The organism is Nocardia carnea (genome assembly GCF_029869215.1).
Classification (GTDB): Bacteria; Actinomycetota; Actinomycetes; order Mycobacteriales; family Mycobacteriaceae; genus Nocardia; species Nocardia carnea_B.
The window spans coordinates 1-19,770 of sequence record NZ_JARWPM010000312.1 but is presented as its reverse complement, the minus strand read 5'-3'; the positions used below and the strand labels follow the sequence as shown (position 1 = coordinate 19,770).

The following is a 19,770-nucleotide window of genomic DNA, read 5'->3' as shown; positions in this document are numbered from 1 at the left end:
CCTCCCGGGTCCCCCCCTGTAATTCTGTTTCACTTGTTATATTGGCCCTCTTAAGTACGATGCCGTAACCTACAAAAAACTGCCCGTGTATTTCCTCCTCCACCTAAAATCCCACGGCTGTGGGTGGTGTCCGTGCCCTCGCGCAGGACACCACCCGCCGAGCCGGTACTCCACCGATGAACCACCTCTGAGTCCTTCCCCCGTTCACGCGCCCACGCCTGCGGCGGGCGGTCGTGGCTACGAGGCAATGCAAGGAGAACAACGATGCCCGTAGCGCTGTGCGCGATGTCGCATTCCCCTTTGATGGGCCGCAATGACCCGGACCAGCAGGTGATCGATGCCGTCGACGCCGCTTTCGCGCATGCGCGCGGGTTCATTGCCGAGTTCGCCCCCGACCTGGTCGTGATCTTCGCCCCGGACCACTACAACGGCGTCTTCTACGACCTGCTGCCGCCGTTCTGTGTCGGTGCGGCGGCCCAGTCGGTCGGTGACTACGGAACGGAAGCGGGCCCACTCGATGTCGACCGCGCTGCCGCTTACGCCGTCGCCCGGGAGGCCCTGGCCAGCGGCCTCGATATCGCATTTTCCGAACGCATGCATGTCGATCATGGGTTCGCCCAAGCGCTGCAACTGTTGGTCGGGTCGATTACTGCGCTACCGACCGTACCGATCTTCATCAACTCCGTCGCCGAGCCGCTCGGTCCGGTCAATCGGGTACGTCTACTCGGTGAGGCGGTCGGCCGGGCCGCCGCGAACCTCGACAAGCGGGTATTGTTCGTCGGCTCCGGCGGCCTCTCTCACGATCCCCCGGTTCCACAGTTCGCCAGCGCGCCCCCGGAAGTTCGGGAAAGACTGATCGATGGGCGCAATCCCAGCGCCGCGGAGCGCGACGCCCGCGAACAGCGCGTGATCACCGCGGGCCGCGACTTCGCCGCCGGCCTCGGCACGATCCAACCGCTGAACCCGCAATGGGACCGTCACTTGCTCGATGTCCTCGCCTCCGGTGACCTCGAACAGATCGACGGCTGGTCAAACGACTGGTTCGTCGAGCAGGCCGGGCATTCTTCGCATGAGGTGCGTACCTGGATCGCTGCGTACGCGGCCATGCGGGCGGCCGGGCCGTATCGGGTCACCTCGAGCTTCTATCGCGAAATCCCGGAGTGGATTGCCGGATTCGCGATCACCACAGCCGTTTCCACCAGGGACAGCTGAGGCATTCCCGACTGCACAAAGGACGAGGGAGGCGGGTGGCCTTCCTCGTCCTTTGCTGCAGATGGCCCGGCTGAATGACATCAGCTGCCGGCCCCCGCTTCGTCACGGATGACCGCTATGGTGCCGACGATATGGAATTCCATCGCGCTACGCGCAGCAGCCCCGTCCCGGTTGCGCAGCGCCTCGATGATCTCTCGGTGATCGTGCTGACGTTCGGGTAGCGCACTCGCCAACGGATTGGGGATGCCGGTGGTGTTGATGAGGAAATCCGAGAGATCCCACATCCGCTGGCTCGTCTCTGCCATGATCCGGGAATGCGCCATAGCGTGGATCATCGCGTGGAATTCGCGATTATGGACGCGGTAGCCGCGGGCTCGGACGTCGGGATCGCCCGATCCGACGAGTGCGTCGATGCGGGCTGAGATCAGGTCCAGCTGCTGCATCTGTGTCTCGGTCCGGCGGGTAGCCGCAACTGCCGCGATCGTCCCCTCGAAACCGCCGAACAGAGTGTAAAAATCCTCGACCTCGCGCCGGCTGTACGAGACGACCTCGCAGCCGATCTGGGGTGCGATATGAACCAGCTTCTCGCTGGACAGCCGACGTAGCGCATCCATCACCGGCTGCTTGCTGACCCCGAACTCCTGCCGGATCGACTCGACGACGATCTTCTCCCCGGCGCCGTAACGACCCTCCATCAGGCGCGTCTTGAGGATGTCGTACAGCGCGGACGACAAACGAGCTCCAGAAGTGCGCGCGTTGGCCAAGAGACTGGCCGCCTCGTCACCCAGCCCCGCACCGTCATAGGCGACGCTCATCAATACATCCTCTCGGTTGTCCGTCACGGTGTCACCCGGTCCCGGGTCCTTCAACAGAATGCTTGCATTCTAGTACTTGTGGTGTGGGTCACCCTCGACTATATTCATCTCTAGAACGCTAGCATTCCACCGGATGGGCTTAGGGCTCGTTTACCGGACTACATCACCTCCGGACCACGAGTAAGGGCCTGACCCACAAACGAATCCGAGGCGCAGGAGTTCGACCTGCAGCGCGTTCGGAGCCCATCGAGGGGCGGTCCCGACCACCTCTCAGCCGACCGGCCGTCCCGAAACAGCCGACCGATATACACCCGCCGGCGCTCTGCGGGACACAGCAAGGAGAAGCACATGGAATTCTGCATCGGCACCTGCGCCAAGATCGACCAAGTGGCGATGGTCAAACAAGCCGAGGACCTCGGGATCACCCACTTCGGTGTCGGCGAAGGCCCCTTGCTGTTCAGCGACCCGTATCAGTTCCTTGCTCTCGCGGCGCAGCAGACCAGCTCCATCGCGCTGGGGACGATGGTGACGAACCCCCTGACCAGGATCGCCCCGGTCACCGCAAACTCGATGGCCACCCTCAACGCTTTGGCGCCGGGGCGGACGTTCCTCGGAATCGGCACAGCCAACAACGCCCTTCGGTCGATGGGGAACCGGCCGGCGAAGATATCCGAACTTTCCGACGCCATCGAGGTCGCGCGAGAACTGATGGCCGGGCGCCGCATCGCCCACCACTGGCTCGGAGAAACCCGGGACGTGGAATTCCTCGATAGGCAGAGCGGGTACTACAACGTCACCGACCATATCCCGATCTGGGTAGCAGCAGGCGGGCCGCGCGGGCTCAGGGAAGCCGCCAAGTATGCCGACGCGGTCGTCTATTGCCTGGGCCCCGATGCCGACATGATCCGGTTGATCCGGCGTGAACTCGACAAGGCGGTCGCTGACGCCGGCCGCTCACCCGGATCGGTCAAGCTCGTCTCCCTGTCGTGGTTCTATCAGCTTCGCAACGGCGAAACCTGGGAGGACGGCGTCACCAACGGCTTCGGCTCAGGCCCGATAAGTTCGTGCATCACCAATTCCGGGCTGATGAACCAGCATCGAGAAGAACTCGGTGATCCCATCGTCGACGCCTCCATCACCGCGGCCCAGGCGTACCTCGGCGATCCGGCGGCCTCTGATCAACCGCACTACCTCGATGTCTGGGCTCGGTATCTGCGCGGACTCGATCCGCGACATCGCCCGATCATCACCAAGGAACTGGTCGATTACTGGTGTCTCTATGGATCCCCCGCCGAACTGCGTGAAAAGGCCACTCTGATGCGTGAATCCGGTGTCGACATCCTTCAGGTGTTCTTGTCCAACCCTGCCACCGCATCCCGAGATATCGACGACGTCGGCCATTCGATCCTCGCCCACGCCTGACCCGGCCCGCACCCACAGGAGCTTCCATGGAACTCGATCCCCGCACCACCGCTGTCATCGCAGTCCACTGCCAAGGCGATATCGTCGGGCCTACCGGCGCCTTCGCAGACTTTTTCCACCAGCAGGTGACCGAACACCACATTGTCGAACGCGTCGCCGCCGTCACCGAAGCAGTCCGCGAGGCCGGCGGCACTGTGGTCTACACCCGCGTCGCGTGGAAACCCGATCATTCCGACCTTCACGTCAACTCGCCGCTGCTCGGCATCGTTGCCCAGACCGGATGCCTCAAAGAGGGAAGCGAGCTCGCCGCGATCGTCGAGCCGCTCGCACCCCGCACCGCGGATATCGTTGTCACCCATCAACGGATCGGGGCGTTCACCGGAACCGACCTCGACACCATCCTGCGCGACAGGAACCTCACCACGCTCGTATTCGCAGGCGTGGCCACCAACGCGTCCGTAGAAGGAACCGCGCGAGTAGCAAGCGATCTCGGGTATCGCGTAGTGATCGCGGCCGATGCTTGCTCGGCCGCCACCCCCGAAGCACACGCGGCGAGTATCGACTCACTGGCCCTGCTCGGCGAGATCGCCACGGTCGACGAAATCCGCACCGCGCTCACCACCGCAGTCACGAGGACACCCGCCTGACCGTAGCCCCGAACGCGGTACGCAAGCCCGGATCGGGCCCCAAGCCGCCACTCGCACCTCCGCCCCGTGCCCTCCCGGCACCAGATACCCGAACGACCCGCTCACAAGGAGTTCGCCTCTCAATGAATGCCACCATGCGCGCAGCTCGCCTGCACCACATCGACGAGCCGATGAAGATCGAGGAGATCCCGATCCCCCAACCGCGCGCAACCGACGTGCTGGTCCAGGTCAAGGCATGCAACGTCGTACCCAACCTGAGCAATGTCCTCGCCACCTATCACGAATGGTTCCCCTACCTGCCACTACCCGAACTTCCCGCGATCTTCGGCCTCGACTCGGCAGGCATCGTCACTGCTGTCGGAACTCGTGTCACCGATGTCACCGTCGGGGACCGCGTCTATGTGAACCCAGGCCTGTCATGCGGCGCGTGCCGCGCGTGCCGACAGGGAAAAGACCAGAACTGCGATCGATACACGTTCATGGGCTACTTCTCGTTCTGTTCCGACGGCCGGACCATGTTCGACGCCTATCCCTATGGCGGCCTCAGCGAGTACCTGACCGCCCCACAACGCAACCTGGTGAAGCTACCGGACTCGGTTACCTACGAAGAAGGAGCGCGATTCGGCTACCTGGGGACCGGCTACTCCGCATTGCGGAAGGCCGGAGCGGGACCGGGTACCACCGTCCTGATCGACGGTATCTCAGGCACACTCGGCCTGGGGACCTGTCTCAGCGCGCTCGCTCTGGGCGTCACCCGCATCTTCGGCACCGGCCGCAATGCGGCGTTGCTCGAGGAGGTACGCGCGATCGACCCCCAGCGCATCCAGGTCCTACCTGCGGGAGCCGACGATCTGCGCAACTGGGTGCACGAACACAACAGCGGAGACGGCGTCGACATCGTCATCGACGCACTCGGTCCCGGCGCCCCCGCCGAATCCTTCCTCGACGCGGTCAGCACCCTGCGCCGTGGCGGAGTGGCGGTCGATATCGGCGGCATGATGGAACGCCCCCCACTGGATATGTTCTCGCTGATGTGCCGGCAGATCAGCGTATTGGGAAGCCTGTGGTTCTCCACCGCCGAGGCACAAGATATGGCCGACCTGATCGGGGCCGGCATCCTCGACCTCTCGGTGCTCGAGCACCACCGGTTTCCGCTGGAGAAGATCAACGAGGCACTCGCCGACCTGCCGGAACGGCACGGCGGTTTCACCAATTTCGTCAGTATCCCGTGACGATGAGAAGACCACTGACAGCACGGAGACCGTTGACTCTGCGGCGCAGACCCCGTTCCGATAGCCGGTGAAAAGCGGTTCTTCTACCGTTCGGCGGGATTGTGCCGCCGAACGGTAGAAGAACCTCAGCCCGAGCTCGCCAGCAATTCGTGTCCGCACCGCTCGATCCGAAGAAGTTCGTCCGTCGGCAGATCCCGAGCCGGGTATTCCCCCTTGGATACTTCGTAGGCCGCGCGGAGGGAACCGAGCTCGAGCACGAGCTGCCATCTGGATTCGTCATCCAGTGGCGGTGATTTGGTCTCGGTGACGTTCCGGCACCGCCGCATACTCTGCTCGAGAACGGCGAATGCGCGGCGGTTACGCACGACAACCGCGCAGACAACACCAGCCGCCGCTCCGATGAGGGTGTCCACCCACCGGTCGCGCGTCATCACCCAAGCATCACCTGGGGTCGCGAGGGTGACCAGCAAGATCGCCGTCGGGGTAATCAGGATCATGCCGTAGCCGTAGTTGCGCACGACAAGCATCTCACCCAGCACCATGCAGGCAACGATCACTGCCGCAAGAACGAATGGAGAGGACACCGAGGACATAACCGCCATACAGATGGCCAGGCCAGCCATCGTCCCCACAATGCGCTGGATCAACCGGTGAAGGCTGGCAGTACGACTCGATACCTGCAGAATCGCTATGGCTGTCACCGCAGCCCAGTAGGAATGCCCGGCGCCGACCGCCAGCGCCACACCGCCGGCCAGAAGGCACCCGCAGAAAACCCGGGCTGCGCCGGGCATCTCCGCCGAGGACGGACGACATGCCGCCCGAATCGCGCGAAACGCCGAGAAGCGAATGCGCTGCGCGGCCGCAGCTGCCCTCGCTTCCATGGCGAGGCCCTCGATCTCGTCGCGTTCGCTCTGTGTCGGCAGGAACGCCAGCCGCGGCGAGAACCGGATGTGCGAGGCCATCTTCAGCAATTCCCTATACTCCTGGCTGCTCACCGGGCACGATCGGAGAAGAAAACTCTCCGCTCGTGCGGTCATGGCTGCCAACGTGCGCCGCGACTGCGGACGCCGACGAGCCGAGGCCGAGAGCGCCGTCCACGCGGTATAGATCTGCAGAGCAGCCTCTTGTCTGGCACGCCCGTCGTCCGCTGCGGGAAGCGACAGTTTCGCGACGTTGCGCAACGCCCGCGCCACTGCAACCCGGGTGGGCCCGTGTGGATCGAAGAGCCACGGGAACATGCAGACGCACCACGCGAACATTGCACCCGATACACAAGCCGCGAAGACGGCGGCGAGTGAGGGCACCGGGGGTGGAAGGAACGCGGTGGTCGCGCAGGCGAACCCGATGATCAGCCCACCTGGTGGTCCGGATCGAGCCACGTCACAGAGCAATTTCGCCAGTGCCGCGAACACGGCCACCACGATGAGCCGGACATGGTGGTCTGTAAGCATGGACGACGACCAAACACCGAGTACAACCGCCGCGACAAGCGCGGCCCCCACCCATGCCAGCACCTGTGCACGGCGCCGGTACGGGTCGTTCTTGCTGTACAAGGCGGCCAGTGAGCCGAGCGCCAGATATGGAACCCACATCGCCGAGCCCGTCGCAAGGGCAAAAAACAGGGGAACACCCACGGCAATACCGGCTCGGACGGCGGGTGCCACAAACGCATCGGCGGGACGGGCCCTCAGAGCTGCTCTCACATGGTCCGTTACGTGCACAATGCACCTTATCAACTAGAATGCTAGACGTCTAGACGTACCACTGCGTTCACCGGTGCCGATCGGGAAGAGGCTGCGCTCGGCGGAAGCGCGCAACCCGAGCTCGAATACCAACCGGGACAGCCGAGAGCGCGGCCCGTTACGGTCGAGCAGCCCGACGCCGACCAAATCTGTGGGCAACCGATGCATCGTGGCTTTGGGCAGACCGCTCCGCTCCCGGTCACGGACCTGCGCGAAGGTCAGAGTTGTGGACTCGATCGTGAAAGCCTGCAGATCAGCGTGGCCTTTCCCAGAACGGTGTCCCTCGCCGCGCCCGAAACCGGCCGGGATCGGTCGAGAATCGATCGCCGCTCATCGCTGATCCCGGTTTCGCTGAGGTCACCCAGCGCAGCGCTGATGCCACGCCGGTAGGCTCCTCCTATCGAGGGAGGTGAGGACCTTGGATATCCGACAATTACGATACTTCCTCGCTATCGTCGACCACGGCGGGTTCGGTCGCGCTGCCGAACATCTGCGAGTCGCACAGCCGTCACTGTCGCAGTCGATCGCCGGCCTGGAGCGAGATCTCGGCGCCAAACTGTTCCACCGGCTCAGCCGGGGCGTGGTACTCAGTCCCGCCGGTTCGGCCTTGGTCGAGCCTGCCCGCAGCGTGATGCGAGGTCTGCGCACAGCGCGGGAAGCGGTCGAGTCCGTCGATGACCTGCTGCGCGGAACCGTCGAGCTCGTCACCATGCCGGCTCCCGGAATCGAGCCGCTGGCCACTCTCACCCGCCGACTGCGGAAACGCCATCCCGGCCTCGCGTTGAGAGCGGGGGGCGCGTTCGCTCCCGGAGAGGTGATAACTCATCTCAAACAGGGTGCATACGAGTTGGGGCTGGTGGGGGTTACCGGGCCGATTGAAGAGCCGGGGCTGACATCGTTATTACTGGAGGACCAGCCGTTCTCGGTGATCGGGGCACCCTGGGCCGATATTCCGGACGGAGAAGTGGTGTCCCCGGCGATCTTGGCCGGGGCGGATGTGATCGAGTCTCCGAGCAGCGGAACACTCATGCGACGAATCGTCGATGATCTGCTGCGCCAGGACGCCGATGTCCACATCGTCGCCGAGGTGTCACATAGGACCTCACTGTTGCCGTTGGTACTCGACGGTGTAGGCCTGGCGATTGTCCCCTCGGCATGGGCTCCGATGGCCCGCCGGGCCGGAGCAAGGATCGCCGAACTGGACCTTCCGGCACGGCTCAGCGTCGTGCTGCTCGCCCGCGACGGCGTACTGTCCGCGCCTGCCCAGGCGTTTCTCGCCGAAGCCCGTGCCTATCGGCCGGCAGATTATTTCCGTACCTCGATCGACTCCGCCGACGCCGCCGAAGTGCAGCCATAAGCATCTCCTATCCGCGCGATCCGAAACTGGTCTTGGACCACCCCATCTGTGGCTTGGTTCACTCGCATCATTCCCGATTGATGACGCAAGGAGTGATCGACGCCATGACCCGCACTCACCGAACCTTCCGGATCGCGAGCATCCCCGCCGATGGCGTGGGAACCGAGGTGGTTGCCGCGGGCCGCGCCGTCCTCGACCGCCTGGCGACAACATCCGGTGAATACCAATTCGAATGGGTCGAATTCCCCTGGGGATGTGAGTATTACCGCTCCACGGGAAGAATGATGGACACAGACGGACTCGATCGCCTCCGGGATTTCGACGCGATCTATTTCGGCGCGGTCGGCTGGCCCGATGTGCCCGACCATGTCAGTCTGTGGGGGCTACGCCTGGCTATCACGCAAGGTTTCGATCAGTGGGCGAATGTGCGACCCGTACGCTTTCACCCGGCGGTGGCCTCACCGCTGCGAGGTGCAGAGGACAAGAATCTCGACTGGGTGGTCGTTCGGGAGAACAGCGAAGGCGAGTACGCCGGCCTCGGTGGCCGCAATCTCGCCGCACGCGGCCCTGGAAACGAGGTCGCCCTGCAGACAGCACTTTTCACCGAAAAGGGCTGCGAACGTATCATGAGGTTCGCCTTCGACCTTGCACGTACCCGGCCGCATCGCAAGGTCTCCAGCGTGACGAAGAGCAACGCCCAGCAGTACGGCATGGTTCTGTGGGACGAGGTTTTCACACGCGTCTCGGGCGACTACCCCGATGTCGAAACCGAATCAGTGCTGGTGGATGCCATGTCCGCCAAATTCGTCCTGCATCCCGAAGAGTTGTCCGTAGTCGTCGCCTCCAACCTGAACGCCGATATCCTGTCGGACCTCGGCTCAGCTCTGGCCGGCAGCCTCGGATTGGCGGCCAGTGCGAACCTCAACCCCGAGCGTCGCTTCCCCAGCATGTTCGAGCCCGTCCACGGCTCCGCGCCCGATATCGCCGGACAAGCAGTGGCCAACCCTATCGGAGCGATTCTCAGCGGCGCGCTCATGCTCGAGCATTTCGGCCTCCACGACGATGCCGCCAGGGTGCACAAGGCTGTCGATATCGCTCTCGGCGGCGGAATCCTTACGCGTGATATCGGAGGTTCGGCAGATACCGCCCGAGTGGTCGCCGCCATTATCGACGCCCTCTGAATCAGCTCCCGATAGGGGCTTCTCCCGCGCCTGCAGCCGCGGGACCCCGACTCGCACCTTTCTCTCCCTCGTTGCAACGGAGCAACTCATGTCTCGATCCAGCACTACCGGCAGTACTCCCGCCAAAGTCGCCTCGGCCAGCTTCATCGGTACCAGTATCGAGTTCTACGACTTCTTCATCTTCGGCACCGCCGCGGCATTGGTCTTTCCGACCCTGTTCTTTCCCGGCGAGAGTCCATTGATCGGCGCACTGCTGTCGTTCGCCACATTCGGCGTCGGGTTCTTCGCCAGGCCGGTCGGCGGCATCGTCTTCGGTCATTTCGGCGACCGCGTCGGCCGCAAGAAAATGCTCGTCACCTCTCTGGTCGGAATGGGGGCGGCAACGTTCCTGATGGGCCTGCTACCCACCTACGCGACGATCGGCATCGCCGCGCCGATATGCCTGGCACTGCTACGCCTGGTACAGGGATTCTGCGTCGGCGGTGAGTGGGGCGGGGCCACGCTCATGGCCGTCGAACACGCACCACCGCATCGGCGCGGCTTCTACGGCGCCTTCGCCCAGATGGGGTCTCCGGCAGGCGTGGCCATCGCCACCCTCGCATTTCTGCTCGTCGCGCAACTCTCCGATGAGGCGTTCCTGTCCTGGGGCTGGCGACTCCCGTTCATGTTCAGCGCGGTACTGGTGATCCTCGGGCTGGCCATTCGACTACGGCTTGCCGAGAGTCCGGCATTCACCAGAGTTCGACAGCAGCAAGCACAGGTTGCACTGCCCGCGAAGACCGCCGTCCGTAACTGGTGGCGCCAGATCCTTCTCGTGGCCGGCATTTTCGTCAGCCAAGGAATCTTCGCCTATATCTGCATGTCCTATCTGGTTTCCTACGGGACTTCGCAGCACGGCCTCGAACGGACGTCGGTGCTACTGAGCGTCTTCGCCGCGGCCGTCGTCGCCACGGGACTGTACGCGGTGTTCGGTGCAGTATCGGACCGTATCGGCCGACGAACCACCTACACAGTCGGAGCCGTCGCGATGGCGGTAGCGGTCATACCGACGCTGGCGCTGATCGAAACCGGTTCGCCCGTCGCATTCGCGGCGGCGATGATGTTGATGTTCGGGTTCGCGATGGCGCCGGCCGGCGGAGCTACCGGGTCGTTGTTCGCCATGATGTTCGGCCCCGAGGTCCGGTATACCGGCGTCTCGCTGGGCTACACCCTCGCCCAGCTCAGCGGTGCCGCGTTCGCTCCACTCATCGCGACTGCACTGTTCGCCGCGACCTCGAGCACCGTTGGACTGGCGCTCTACCTGCTGGGAGTCTCCGGCATCTCCATCCTGTCGCTGCTACTCGTCGGAGGGCCGTGGGGACGCAGTGAAGCCGCCCGTCAAAGAACAGAAGCGGACGCGCAACTCCCCGACACTCCCGGCGATGCCTCGGCGCCATTCGCCTCCCCCGGGTCGCAGCCGAATGCAGCGAACCTGGCTCCTGTTACCGCAAAGGAATAGAACTATGACCGACGAACTACCCGATACCGATGTCATCGTTGTCGGAACCGGCCCGGCCGGCGCCACGACAGCGCTCGCACTCGCGACCTACGGGGTGCGTGTCCACGCGGTCAGCCGCTGGAACTGGCTGGCGAACACTCCCCGAGCGCACGTGATCAACCAGCGCGCGAACGAGGTCTTCCGTGACCTCGGCGTCGAAGACGACATCAGCGCGAAAGCCACACGCTGGGAGCTGATCGGTGATACCACCTTCACCACGAGCCTGACCGGCCCGGAGGTCGCGCGCCTGCGTACCTGGGGCACCGGCGATCATCGGCGAAGCGATTACCTGCTGGGTAGCCCGTGTCCGCTCCTGGACCTGGGCCAACCGCAGCTCGAGCCCATTCTTGTCGACGCGGCCGCGACCCGAGGAGCCCAGTTCTCCTTCAACACCGAGTATCTCGATCACAGCGAGGACGCCGACGGGATCACCGTCACCTTCCGCAACGGAATCGACGGACACGTCTGGTCGCGGCGAGCGCGCTACCTCATCGGCGCCGACGGTGCAAAGTCCGCGATCGCCCAGAAGATCGGCTTGAAGATCGTCGGCGAGCATGCCCGCGCCGGACAGATCTACGCATACTTCCGCGCCGACCTCAGTACTTATGTCGCACATCGTCCGGCGGTGCTTCACTACGTCCTGAACCAGGACACCGGATACGGAGAGCTGGGACTCGGTGTCCTGCGCGCAGTACGGCCATGGACCGAGTGGATGGCGGGCTGGGGTTTCGACAAATCCGCCGGCGATCCCGATCTCGATCACGACAATGCACTGCAGCGGATCCGTGGACTCGTCGGCGACCCAAATCTGGATGCCGAGATCCAATGGGTGTCACCGTGGTATGTCAACCAGGCCTACGCCACCAGCTACGGACGTGGTCGCGTGTTCTGCTGTGGTGACGCCGTACACCGTCACCCTCCCTCGTCCGGGCTGGGCTCGAACACCTCGGTCCAGGACGCGTTCAACCTCGCCTGGAAACTCGCTTACGTTCTGAAAAATTGGGCCGCGCCGAATCTGCTCGACACGTATACCGCCGAAAGGAGCCCGGTCGGCAAGCAGATCGTCGAACGGGCCAATCAGTCCCGCTTCGACTACGCACCATTACGGGCCGCTCTCGGCGCCGTGCCCGACGGACCTGGACTTACTGCGGGCCTGGCTCGCATCCGCGAACGCAGCACCGAAGGCGCAGCAGCTCGTGCGGCGTTGGTGGCGGCGCTCGATCTGAAGAGTTACGAATTCAACGCTCAGGGTGTCGAGCTGAACCAGCGCTACTCCTCATCCGCCGTCGTGAACGACCCGGCGGACGGCGACGAGACATGGGAACGCGATCCCCAGCTGTACTCGCAGGCGACAACCAGGCCCGGAGCCAAGATCCCTCACACGTGGCTGGTGAACAGTCGGGGGCGGCGCGTCTCCACACTCGACGTCACGGGTCACGGTCGTTTTTCCCTCGTCACCGGGCTGACGGGCACCGCGTGGGAAGAAGCCGTGACAAACCTGTGCGTTCCGTGGCTGCACACCGTCATCATCGGCAATGACGAATGCCAGGACCTTTACGGCGATTGGGCGAGACTACGCGAAACCGACGAGGCCGGCGCCCTACTGGTTCGTCCGGACGGATGCGTTGCCTGGCGCCACCGCGCCGCAATCCACGACACCGATACCGCTCTTCACCTTCTGACCGAGGCACTGCACACCATCCTCGGTGTAGAACCGCGCCATATCAGCGCTGATCACGACTTCGCCGCTATCAGCGGACAGCCGCACATTCTCGACACCACCCAGGTCACCGAAGGAGTCATGTCATGACAGCCCCTGGCTACACCAGCATCTGGGACGACCTCGTCGCCACCGAATTCCAGCAGGGATTTCTCGACGCCGCCGGATATCGCACGCGATATCTACACGCGGGTCCACCGGACGCACCGACCTTGCTACTACTGCACGGCATCACCGGGCACGCGGAAGCCTACGCACGCAACCTGGCTTCCCACGCCCGCCATTTCTCGGTATGGGCCATCGATTTCATCGGCCACGGATACAGCGACAAGCCCGACCACTCCCTCGAGATAGAGCACTACGTCGACCACGTGCTCGGTTTCCTGGACGCGATCGGTGTGGACAAAGCATTGATCTCCGGGGAGTCACTCGGTGGCTGGACAGCGGCGCGGCTGGCGATCGACCACCCCGGACGCGTCGAGCGTGTGGTGCTCAACACGATGGGCGGAACCATGGCCAACCCCGAGGTCATGGCCCGCATCTACAACTTGTCTATGGAAGCGGCGAAGGACCCGTCGTGGGAACGGGTGCGAGCACGACTGGAATGGCTGATGGCCGACCCGGCCCGGGTCACCGACGATCTCATCCGCACCCGTCAGGCCATTTTCCAACAGCCGGACTGGCTGAAAGCCTGCGAGATGAACATGGCACTCCAGGATCCGGTGATCCGGAAGCGCAACATGATCTCCGACGACGAACTGCGATCGATATCGGTCCCGGCCATGGTGCTGTGGACGACAAAAGACCCGTCGGGCCCGGTCGACGAGGCCCGCCGAATCGCAGACCTGATTCCCGGTGCACGCCTCGAAGTGATGGACGAATGCGGTCACTGGCCACAGTACGAGGACACGGCCACATTCGACCGCATCCACCTCGATTTCCTGCTCGACCGGTGAGCAGGACGACCTGCGGAGAGGAGCCGACATGACAACCGCGTTGCTTGCAATGTCGCACAGCCCGCTACTTCACGAGATCAAGCCGGCACCCGAGGTGTCCGCTGAGATCGAGGACGCCTTCACCGCTGCCCGGGAATTCGTCGAGCAATTCGATCCCGACCTGATCGTCAACCTCGCACCGGACCACTACAACGGTTTCTTCTACGAACTGATGCCACCGTTCTGCGTCGCGCTCGCAGCCTCCGGAATCGGCGACTTCGGCAGCCAGGCAGGCGACCTGAACGTCCCCGAGGACACCGCCCGCTCGCTCGCCGAGTGGATCCTGGCCGGCGGGGTCGACACCTCTATCTCCCTCCGAATGGAGGTCGACCACGGCGCTGTGCAGCCCATGGAAATCGTATATGGCGACATCACCACCAAACCCGTCGTCCCGATCTTCGTCAACGCTGCCGCGCCACCGTTAACCCCAATGGCACGGGTTCGCCGCCTCGGTGAGCTGCTGGGCACTTGGGCAGCGCAGCGAGACGAACGGATCCTGTTCATCGCCTCCGGCGGCCTGTCGCACGACCCGCCCGTTCCCCGGCTGGATTCAGCGACCGACGACCAGCGCAGAACCCTCATCGGCGCAGGGCGCAACCTGTCGCCAGCAGCGCGGGCTGCCCGCCAGCAGCGCACTATCGAAACCGCGAAAGCCTTTGCCCGGGGTGAGGCCGACATCATGGACCTGGCTCCCGAATGGGATCGAGCCCTGATGGAGATCCTCGCTTCCGGAGATCTGACGCCGATCGACCACTGGACTCCGGCCTGGATGCAGGAGGTGGCGGGCCATTCGGCGCACGAGGTCAGGACATGGGTTGCCGGGTATGCCGCACTGTCCGCAATCGGAGAATACGACGTCACCTTCAGCTACTACAGACCGATACCGGAATTCATCGCAGGGTTCGGGGTGACCACCGTCCTACAAGCCTGATCGATGGTGTGTGCCGAGGCGACCGGGCGCCTCGGCACACACCCGAACGGTGCGGCGCCCTCCAACCTGGCCCAATCGCCGCGTCTGGCTGGTGCCCCGACTGGTCGAAGACCTCGAAGTTCTCCACCCCGCATTGAGCATCGACCTCGTCGAAGCCGAGCCCGCTGCACTGCGATCGCAATTGTTGGACGGACATCTCGACGACTGTTTCATCCACAAAGCACACGCCGGCCGTGCCGTGACCACTCACCCCGTACTGCCCATCCGACTGAGTGTCGTTGTCCGCGAGAGCCATCCACTGGCGCAAAGGGCTTCGGTTTCGCCGTGGACATCGGCCCTGATGAGACCGATAAAGCGCTGCTGAATGCCCGTTCGACTCTGGTCTGCTTCGCGGGTCGCCGGGCTCGCCACGCCGGTCCACGGAGTCAGCGTCGACGGTCGCGACGCCGCAGCGGTGACGGCCGCATCAACACGGGCACGAGTGCTGGGCTTCGGCGGGAAACTATGTATCGATCCCGCCCGGGTCCCGGCCTTGAACGAGTGCGGGCCGATCGCTGCTCAGATCAGCGGGAGGAGCATTGCCGTCAGCACGACGGCGAGCAGGCAGGCATAGGTCCAGGCGTGCAGGTCGGCCACGCACTGGGAGAAGTGTGCCGTGCCTCGCCGCGCGATCACAGCCGTTCGGACAGGTCCAGCCCGTGGTATTGCACGGCGCGGGCCCTACTTGACGATGGTGGTGTTGCGTACCCTGCCGAGGCCTTCGATGCTCACTTCGACGGTTTCGCCGTTGCCGATGTAGCGCGGTGGCTTGCGGGCGTGCCCGACACCGCCGGTCGTGCCGGTGATGATCACGTCGCCCGATCGCAGCGAGACGATATGTGAGATGTACTCGACCAGTTTCGCGGGACCGAACACCAGGTCGTCGGTGGTGGCCGACTGCACGACCTCGCCCTCGAGCCGGGTCTCGACCCGCGTCCCGAGGGTATATTCGGTGGACAGGAATGGGCCGAAGCCACTGGTCTTCTCGAAGGTTTTGCCCTGGTCCCACTGCAACGTGCGGCACTGGTAGTCGCGCATCGTGTAGTCGTTGATCACCGAGTAGCCCGCGATGTAGGTATCCGCGTCGGATTCGGCGACCTGGTAGGCATGCTTGCCGATCACAACGGCGAGTTCGGCTTCCCAGTCGAGTTGCGCGGCAGCGTAGGAGGGGACGACGACGACGTCGTAGGGGCCGGTGAGGGCTTCGGCGAACTTGGCGAACAGGGTCGGGTACTCGGGCAGGTCGCGGCCCATCTCTTTGATGTGGGTGGCGTAGTTCAGGCCGACGCAGATGATCTTGCCGGGCCGGGGTACCACGGGGGCGTAGTCGGCGGTGGTGAGGTCCACGGTCGCCCCGGCCGCTCGCTCGGCGATCGTGGGCCATTCCGGGTTCGCGAGCAGTTCGGACAGATCGGTGCAACCGTCGATCACCGACGCAGTTGTATCGGAATCGACGCGCACGGCAGTGGTGGTGCCATCGCGGCGAAGGGTGGCAAGTCGCATGGTGGATCCAACTCCTCATGAATGTCAGGGGATGCTCAGGGCTGTTCGGCGAAATAGGTGCGGGCGAAATGTGGGCATATCGTCGACGACGAACCGTTCGCGCATCAGCAGCATCACAACCACTTTCGTCGCCAGCGACGTGGATCCTGGGGGAGTCCTGTTGCCTCCTGCACCTGCATCAAGGAAGGGCGATGTACTTGATCTCGAGGTACTCATCGATGCCTTCGATCCCGCTTTCACGTCCGAGACCGGATTCTTTGACGCCGCCGAACGGTGCAGCGACGTCGGAGATAACGCCACGATTCACTCCGACCATTCCGGATTCGATCGCAGCCGCGGCGCGCAAAGCTCGGTCAAGACTCTGAGTGTAGATGTACGCAGCTAGTCCGTACTCTGTGTCGTTGGCGGCGGCGATGCCCTCGGCTTCACCGTCGAAGCCGATGACTGCCGCGACAGGGCCGAAGATCTCCTCTTTGAGAATGCGGGCGTCGGCGGAGACGTCAGTCAAGACGGTGGGTTGGAAGAAGTAGCCTGACGTGCCGATGCTGGACCCTCCGGTCGCGAGAACGGCGCCCTTGGCGACAGCATCCGCGACGAGGTCGGCAACATTGTTGCGTTGCTTCTCATTGATGAGTGGCCCGACCTGCGTGCCATCGACTTCGCCGGGACCGATCGTCAGTGACGCCATCTTCTCCGTGAGCTTCTCGCTGAACTCCGTGCGCACCGAGTTGTCGACATAGATCCTGTTGGCGGCCGTACAAGCCTCGCCGATATTTCGCATCTTCGCTGCCAGCGCACCATCAACGGCGGCATCGATATCTGCGTCGTCGAATACGACGAATGGTGCGTTACCTCCAAGTTCCATCGAGGTTCGCAGAACCCTGTCGGCGGATTGCCTGAGCAGTACCTTGCCAACTCCCGTTGAGCCGGTGAAGGTGAGTTTGCGCAGGCGCGAGTCGCTAATCAACGGACCGGTCAGCGCTACTGGCTGTGTGGTCGGTAGCACTGACAGCGCACCATCAGGCAATCCGGCATCGTGGAGCACTTCGGCGAGCAGCAGCATTGTCAACGGAGTCTCGGCGGCTGGTTTGATGAGCACAGTGCAGCCGGCAGCTAATGCGGGTGCGATCTTCCGTGTTCCCATCGCCAAAGGAAAGTTCCACGGGGTGATGGCCAGCGTCGGTCCGACCGGCTCTTTTGTGACGAGGATACGACCGGCGCCCGAGGGCGATTGTGTGTAACGCCCGCATACTCGGACGGCTTCTTCCGAGAACCAGCGCAGAAACTCGGCGCCATAGTCGACCTCGCCGCGGCTCTCATCGAGAGGTTTACCCATCTCGAGCGTCATCAATAATGCGAACTCGTCGCGCCGTGAGATGAGGAGCTCCCATGCCCGGCGCAGGATCTGAGCACGCTCGCGGGTCGACGTCGCGGCCCACCCGGGCTGGGCCGCGGCGGCAGCGGTGAGTGCGGCTTCGCCGTCAGCGGCGGTTGCGTCGGCGACGTACGCCAAGTCTTCACTGGTCGCAGGGTTGACCACCTTGAACGTGGCGCCTGTCGATCCTGACACCTGCTTGTTTCCGATCCACAGCAGGGTCGGGACGGAGGCGAGAAGAATGGAAGCTGCTGTCATCGTCTTGTCTTTTCAGTGTGTGAGGCGGGCACTGTTATCGGGTCGCTCGATACAGCCTTCGGAATCGGGCCGTGAGGTTGATCTTTCCGTCCAGCCACCAGATCCTTTCCAACCGCTCTGGTAGCGCCGCAAAGAGTTGCCCGTGCCTGCAGCACAGCCCGGTGACGGGATTGGTGTTGATGATGGAGCCGCTACGCGTGCGACGATTGACGACCCAGTGTTTCATGCAAAGTCGAGCGACGTTGATTTTGGCCGCCAACAATGTTGTTGTTCCACACCGAGACTGGAATGTCCGTCAACGGCGTAAATTGTTCATCTCGGTACAACTGAACGGAATGTCGACTCCACCGAGACCGTGTTCGCTTGGTTCGACAACCTCGATCCAGTCGCGCTATCCGAGCAACGCAATGCTCGGTGTGCTCATTCGCCCGTCGGTGTTGTCGTGTCATGAGCGTGGCGTCGTGGCGGCTCCGCAGTCACCCGCAGCGAGGACGCTGTGGTGATCGCGCGCGGTATCCATGCTCGCTGAAGCGGGGTTGACGATCACGTTGGTGAAACCACCATTTCGACTCTCCACCGCTGCAAGCGCCTCGTTGACCCGCGACAACGGAAATACCTCGTGTTCGAACACCGAAAGGTCCAGTGTGCCGGCGTCAGCCATCCGTGCCATCTCCTGTCCTTCGGCGACACTGAACCAATTGGATCCGATGACACTGATCTGGAAACACATCAACTTGAACATGTTCAACGGCAACTCCTCCGACATGCCGCCGATATCGACCATCCGGCCCCCACGACGCAAGGAGTCGATACCAGACAGTGTGATCTCATGCGGAGCACCGGGCCCCACTGCGTCGACAAAGGCGTCCGCTCCGAGACCATCAGTATGCTCGCGAACCCATCCGGGTACGGCACGGTCCCCGTGGACGAGAACGCGAACCCGCTTGGGATCCAACTGCCGGATCCGTTCGAGAAGGTCATGATTTCGCGCCATCACCAAAATCCGGCTGGCGCCCATCCCGAGGGCATTCAGCACCGCCCCCACACCCAGGGTTCCGGTACCACCGTTGATCAGAACCGAGGTGCCCGCATGTACATCACTCTTGCGCAACGCAGAGTACGCAGTGCCCAAGTACCCGAACCGGCATGCCTGCTCGAATGAAACGGAGTCTGGCAATGTGACCAATCCGTCTGCGGGTGTCTTCATGTACTGACAGAACCCACCGTGGGGATAATCCTGGTAAATCTGGTGCGAGTCGGCGCCGAATCCGAAGTAGCCCTGAAAGGTGAAGCTGGGATCGTTGAGCGGGTCACCGGCCCTCGACGCATAGGAGTCACCAGAGTGACGCCCCGGGTTGACGTATACCCGCTCCCCGATCTTCACGTTGCGAACCTGGGAACCCACTTGGGACACCACTCCCGCTGCGTCAAGTCCGAAGATCGCGGGCAACTCTGGAAGGGGGAGGTAGGGGAACCATTCCGGCCACGAGGTAACCACGTTTCGCAGGTTCGGAACGACGTTACAGGCCTTGACTTCTACGAGGACGTCGCGCGGTCCCGGCTCTGGAACGGGAACTTGGTCGATCTGAAAAGGCCGTCCTACGTCGTGCAGGCGGGCGGCGTGCATGTAACCCATCTAGGTACTCCTCTGGCGTTGAGTCGATTGACCCGTCCCCCATGGATGCGACCAGCCGGAATTAGAGTCTCGTTGGCCCTGATCAGGGGTTAGAAGGGACTATGGGAACCATGGCTGGACGGAAACGGCATTCCGCGGAGGACATCGTGCGCAAGCTGCGGCGCGCCG

The 19,770-nt window shown here is 63.4% G+C and carries 16 protein-coding genes; 11 read left to right on the top strand and 5 right to left on the bottom strand.

Annotated features, from left to right (window positions below; genetic code table 11):
- Positions 1 to 264 precede the first annotated feature (264 nt).
- On the top strand, positions 265 to 1,212 hold the full coding sequence (locus QH276_RS22110; protein ID WP_280400718.1) for a 3-carboxyethylcatechol 2,3-dioxygenase: 948 nt from the start codon (positions 265 to 267) through the stop codon (positions 1,210 to 1,212).
- Between the two features lie 80 nt (positions 1,213 to 1,292).
- Here QH276_RS22110 and QH276_RS22105 read toward each other — a convergent pair whose 3' ends face one another.
- Positions 1,293 to 2,027 (bottom strand): GntR family transcriptional regulator, encoded by a 735-nt coding sequence (locus QH276_RS22105; RefSeq protein ID WP_280400717.1) that lies wholly within the window; start codon positions 2,025 to 2,027, stop codon positions 1,293 to 1,295.
- 348 nt (positions 2,028 to 2,375) lie between these two features.
- Here QH276_RS22105 and QH276_RS22100 point away from each other — a divergent pair, with 348 nt between their 5' ends.
- The 3 genes from QH276_RS22100 (at position 2,376) to QH276_RS22090 (ending at position 5,328) form a co-directional block, all read left to right on the top strand.
- Entirely contained in the window at positions 2,376 to 3,449 is a 1,074-nt protein-coding gene (locus QH276_RS22100) for an LLM class flavin-dependent oxidoreductase (protein WP_280400716.1), read from the top strand.
- Between the two features lie 26 nt (positions 3,450 to 3,475).
- Positions 3,476 to 4,096 carry a cysteine hydrolase family protein gene (locus QH276_RS22095; protein WP_280400715.1) on the top strand — a complete coding sequence of 207 codons (621 nt, stop codon included), beginning with the start codon at positions 3,476 to 3,478 and terminating at the stop codon, positions 4,094 to 4,096.
- A gap of 122 nt (positions 4,097 to 4,218) precedes the next feature.
- Positions 4,219 to 5,328: an alcohol dehydrogenase catalytic domain-containing protein gene (locus QH276_RS22090; protein WP_280400714.1), complete on the top strand. Its 1,110-nt coding sequence runs from the start codon at positions 4,219 to 4,221 to the stop codon at positions 5,326 to 5,328.
- A 125-nt stretch (positions 5,329 to 5,453) separates the two neighbouring features.
- On the opposite strand, the gene QH276_RS22085 is transcribed toward QH276_RS22090, so the two are convergent.
- On the bottom strand, positions 5,454 to 6,962 hold the full coding sequence (locus QH276_RS22085) for an FUSC family protein (RefSeq protein ID WP_280400713.1): 1,509 nt from the start codon (positions 6,960 to 6,962) through the stop codon (positions 5,454 to 5,456).
- A 526-nt stretch (positions 6,963 to 7,488) separates the two neighbouring features.
- Here QH276_RS22085 and QH276_RS22080 point away from each other — a divergent pair.
- From QH276_RS22080 to QH276_RS35580, 7 genes are all read left to right on the top strand, one after another.
- Positions 7,489 to 8,427, top strand: a complete 939-nt coding sequence (locus QH276_RS22080) for a LysR family transcriptional regulator (protein ID WP_280400712.1) — start codon at positions 7,489 to 7,491, stop codon at positions 8,425 to 8,427.
- A 104-nt stretch (positions 8,428 to 8,531) separates the two neighbouring features.
- A complete protein-coding gene (locus tag QH276_RS22075; RefSeq protein ID WP_280400720.1) occupies positions 8,532 to 9,608 on the top strand; it encodes a tartrate dehydrogenase in 1,077 nt (358 codons plus the stop codon).
- A gap of 88 nt (positions 9,609 to 9,696) precedes the next feature.
- Positions 9,697 to 11,106, top strand: coding sequence for an MFS transporter (locus tag QH276_RS22070; RefSeq protein WP_280400711.1), 1,410 nt, complete (start codon positions 9,697 to 9,699; stop codon positions 11,104 to 11,106).
- A gap of 4 nt (positions 11,107 to 11,110) precedes the next feature.
- On the top strand, positions 11,111 to 12,955 hold the full coding sequence (locus QH276_RS22065; RefSeq protein ID WP_280400710.1) for an FAD-dependent monooxygenase: 1,845 nt from the start codon (positions 11,111 to 11,113) through the stop codon (positions 12,953 to 12,955).
- Positions 12,952 to 13,821, top strand: coding sequence for an alpha/beta fold hydrolase (locus QH276_RS22060; RefSeq protein ID WP_280400709.1), 870 nt, complete (start codon positions 12,952 to 12,954; stop codon positions 13,819 to 13,821). The genes QH276_RS22065 and QH276_RS22060 overlap by 4 nt, the downstream gene beginning before the upstream one ends.
- Before the next feature lie 28 nt (positions 13,822 to 13,849).
- Positions 13,850 to 14,791, top strand: a complete 942-nt coding sequence (locus tag QH276_RS22055; RefSeq protein ID WP_280400708.1) for a 3-carboxyethylcatechol 2,3-dioxygenase — start codon at positions 13,850 to 13,852, stop codon at positions 14,789 to 14,791.
- A 10-nt stretch (positions 14,792 to 14,801) separates the two neighbouring features.
- On the top strand, positions 14,802 to 15,155 hold the full coding sequence (locus QH276_RS35580) for a LysR substrate-binding domain-containing protein (RefSeq protein WP_432278690.1): 354 nt from the start codon (positions 14,802 to 14,804) through the stop codon (positions 15,153 to 15,155).
- A gap of 356 nt (positions 15,156 to 15,511) precedes the next feature.
- Here QH276_RS35580 and QH276_RS22050 read toward each other — a convergent pair whose 3' ends face one another.
- The 3 genes from QH276_RS22050 to QH276_RS22040 all read right to left on the bottom strand — a co-directional run bounded on the left by QH276_RS22050 (position 15,512) and on the right by QH276_RS22040 (position 19,593).
- On the bottom strand, positions 15,512 to 16,333 hold the full coding sequence (locus QH276_RS22050; RefSeq protein WP_280400707.1) for a fumarylacetoacetate hydrolase family protein: 822 nt from the start codon (positions 16,331 to 16,333) through the stop codon (positions 15,512 to 15,514).
- Positions 16,334 to 16,511: 178 nt separating this feature from the next.
- Complete coding sequence (locus QH276_RS22045; protein ID WP_280406883.1) at positions 16,512 to 17,966, bottom strand: NAD-dependent succinate-semialdehyde dehydrogenase; 1,455 nt, start codon at positions 17,964 to 17,966, stop codon at positions 16,512 to 16,514.
- A gap of 445 nt (positions 17,967 to 18,411) precedes the next feature.
- On the bottom strand, positions 18,412 to 19,593 hold the full coding sequence (locus tag QH276_RS22040; protein WP_280400719.1) for an alcohol dehydrogenase catalytic domain-containing protein: 1,182 nt from the start codon (positions 19,591 to 19,593) through the stop codon (positions 18,412 to 18,414).
- Positions 19,594 to 19,770: the final 177 nt, after the last annotated feature.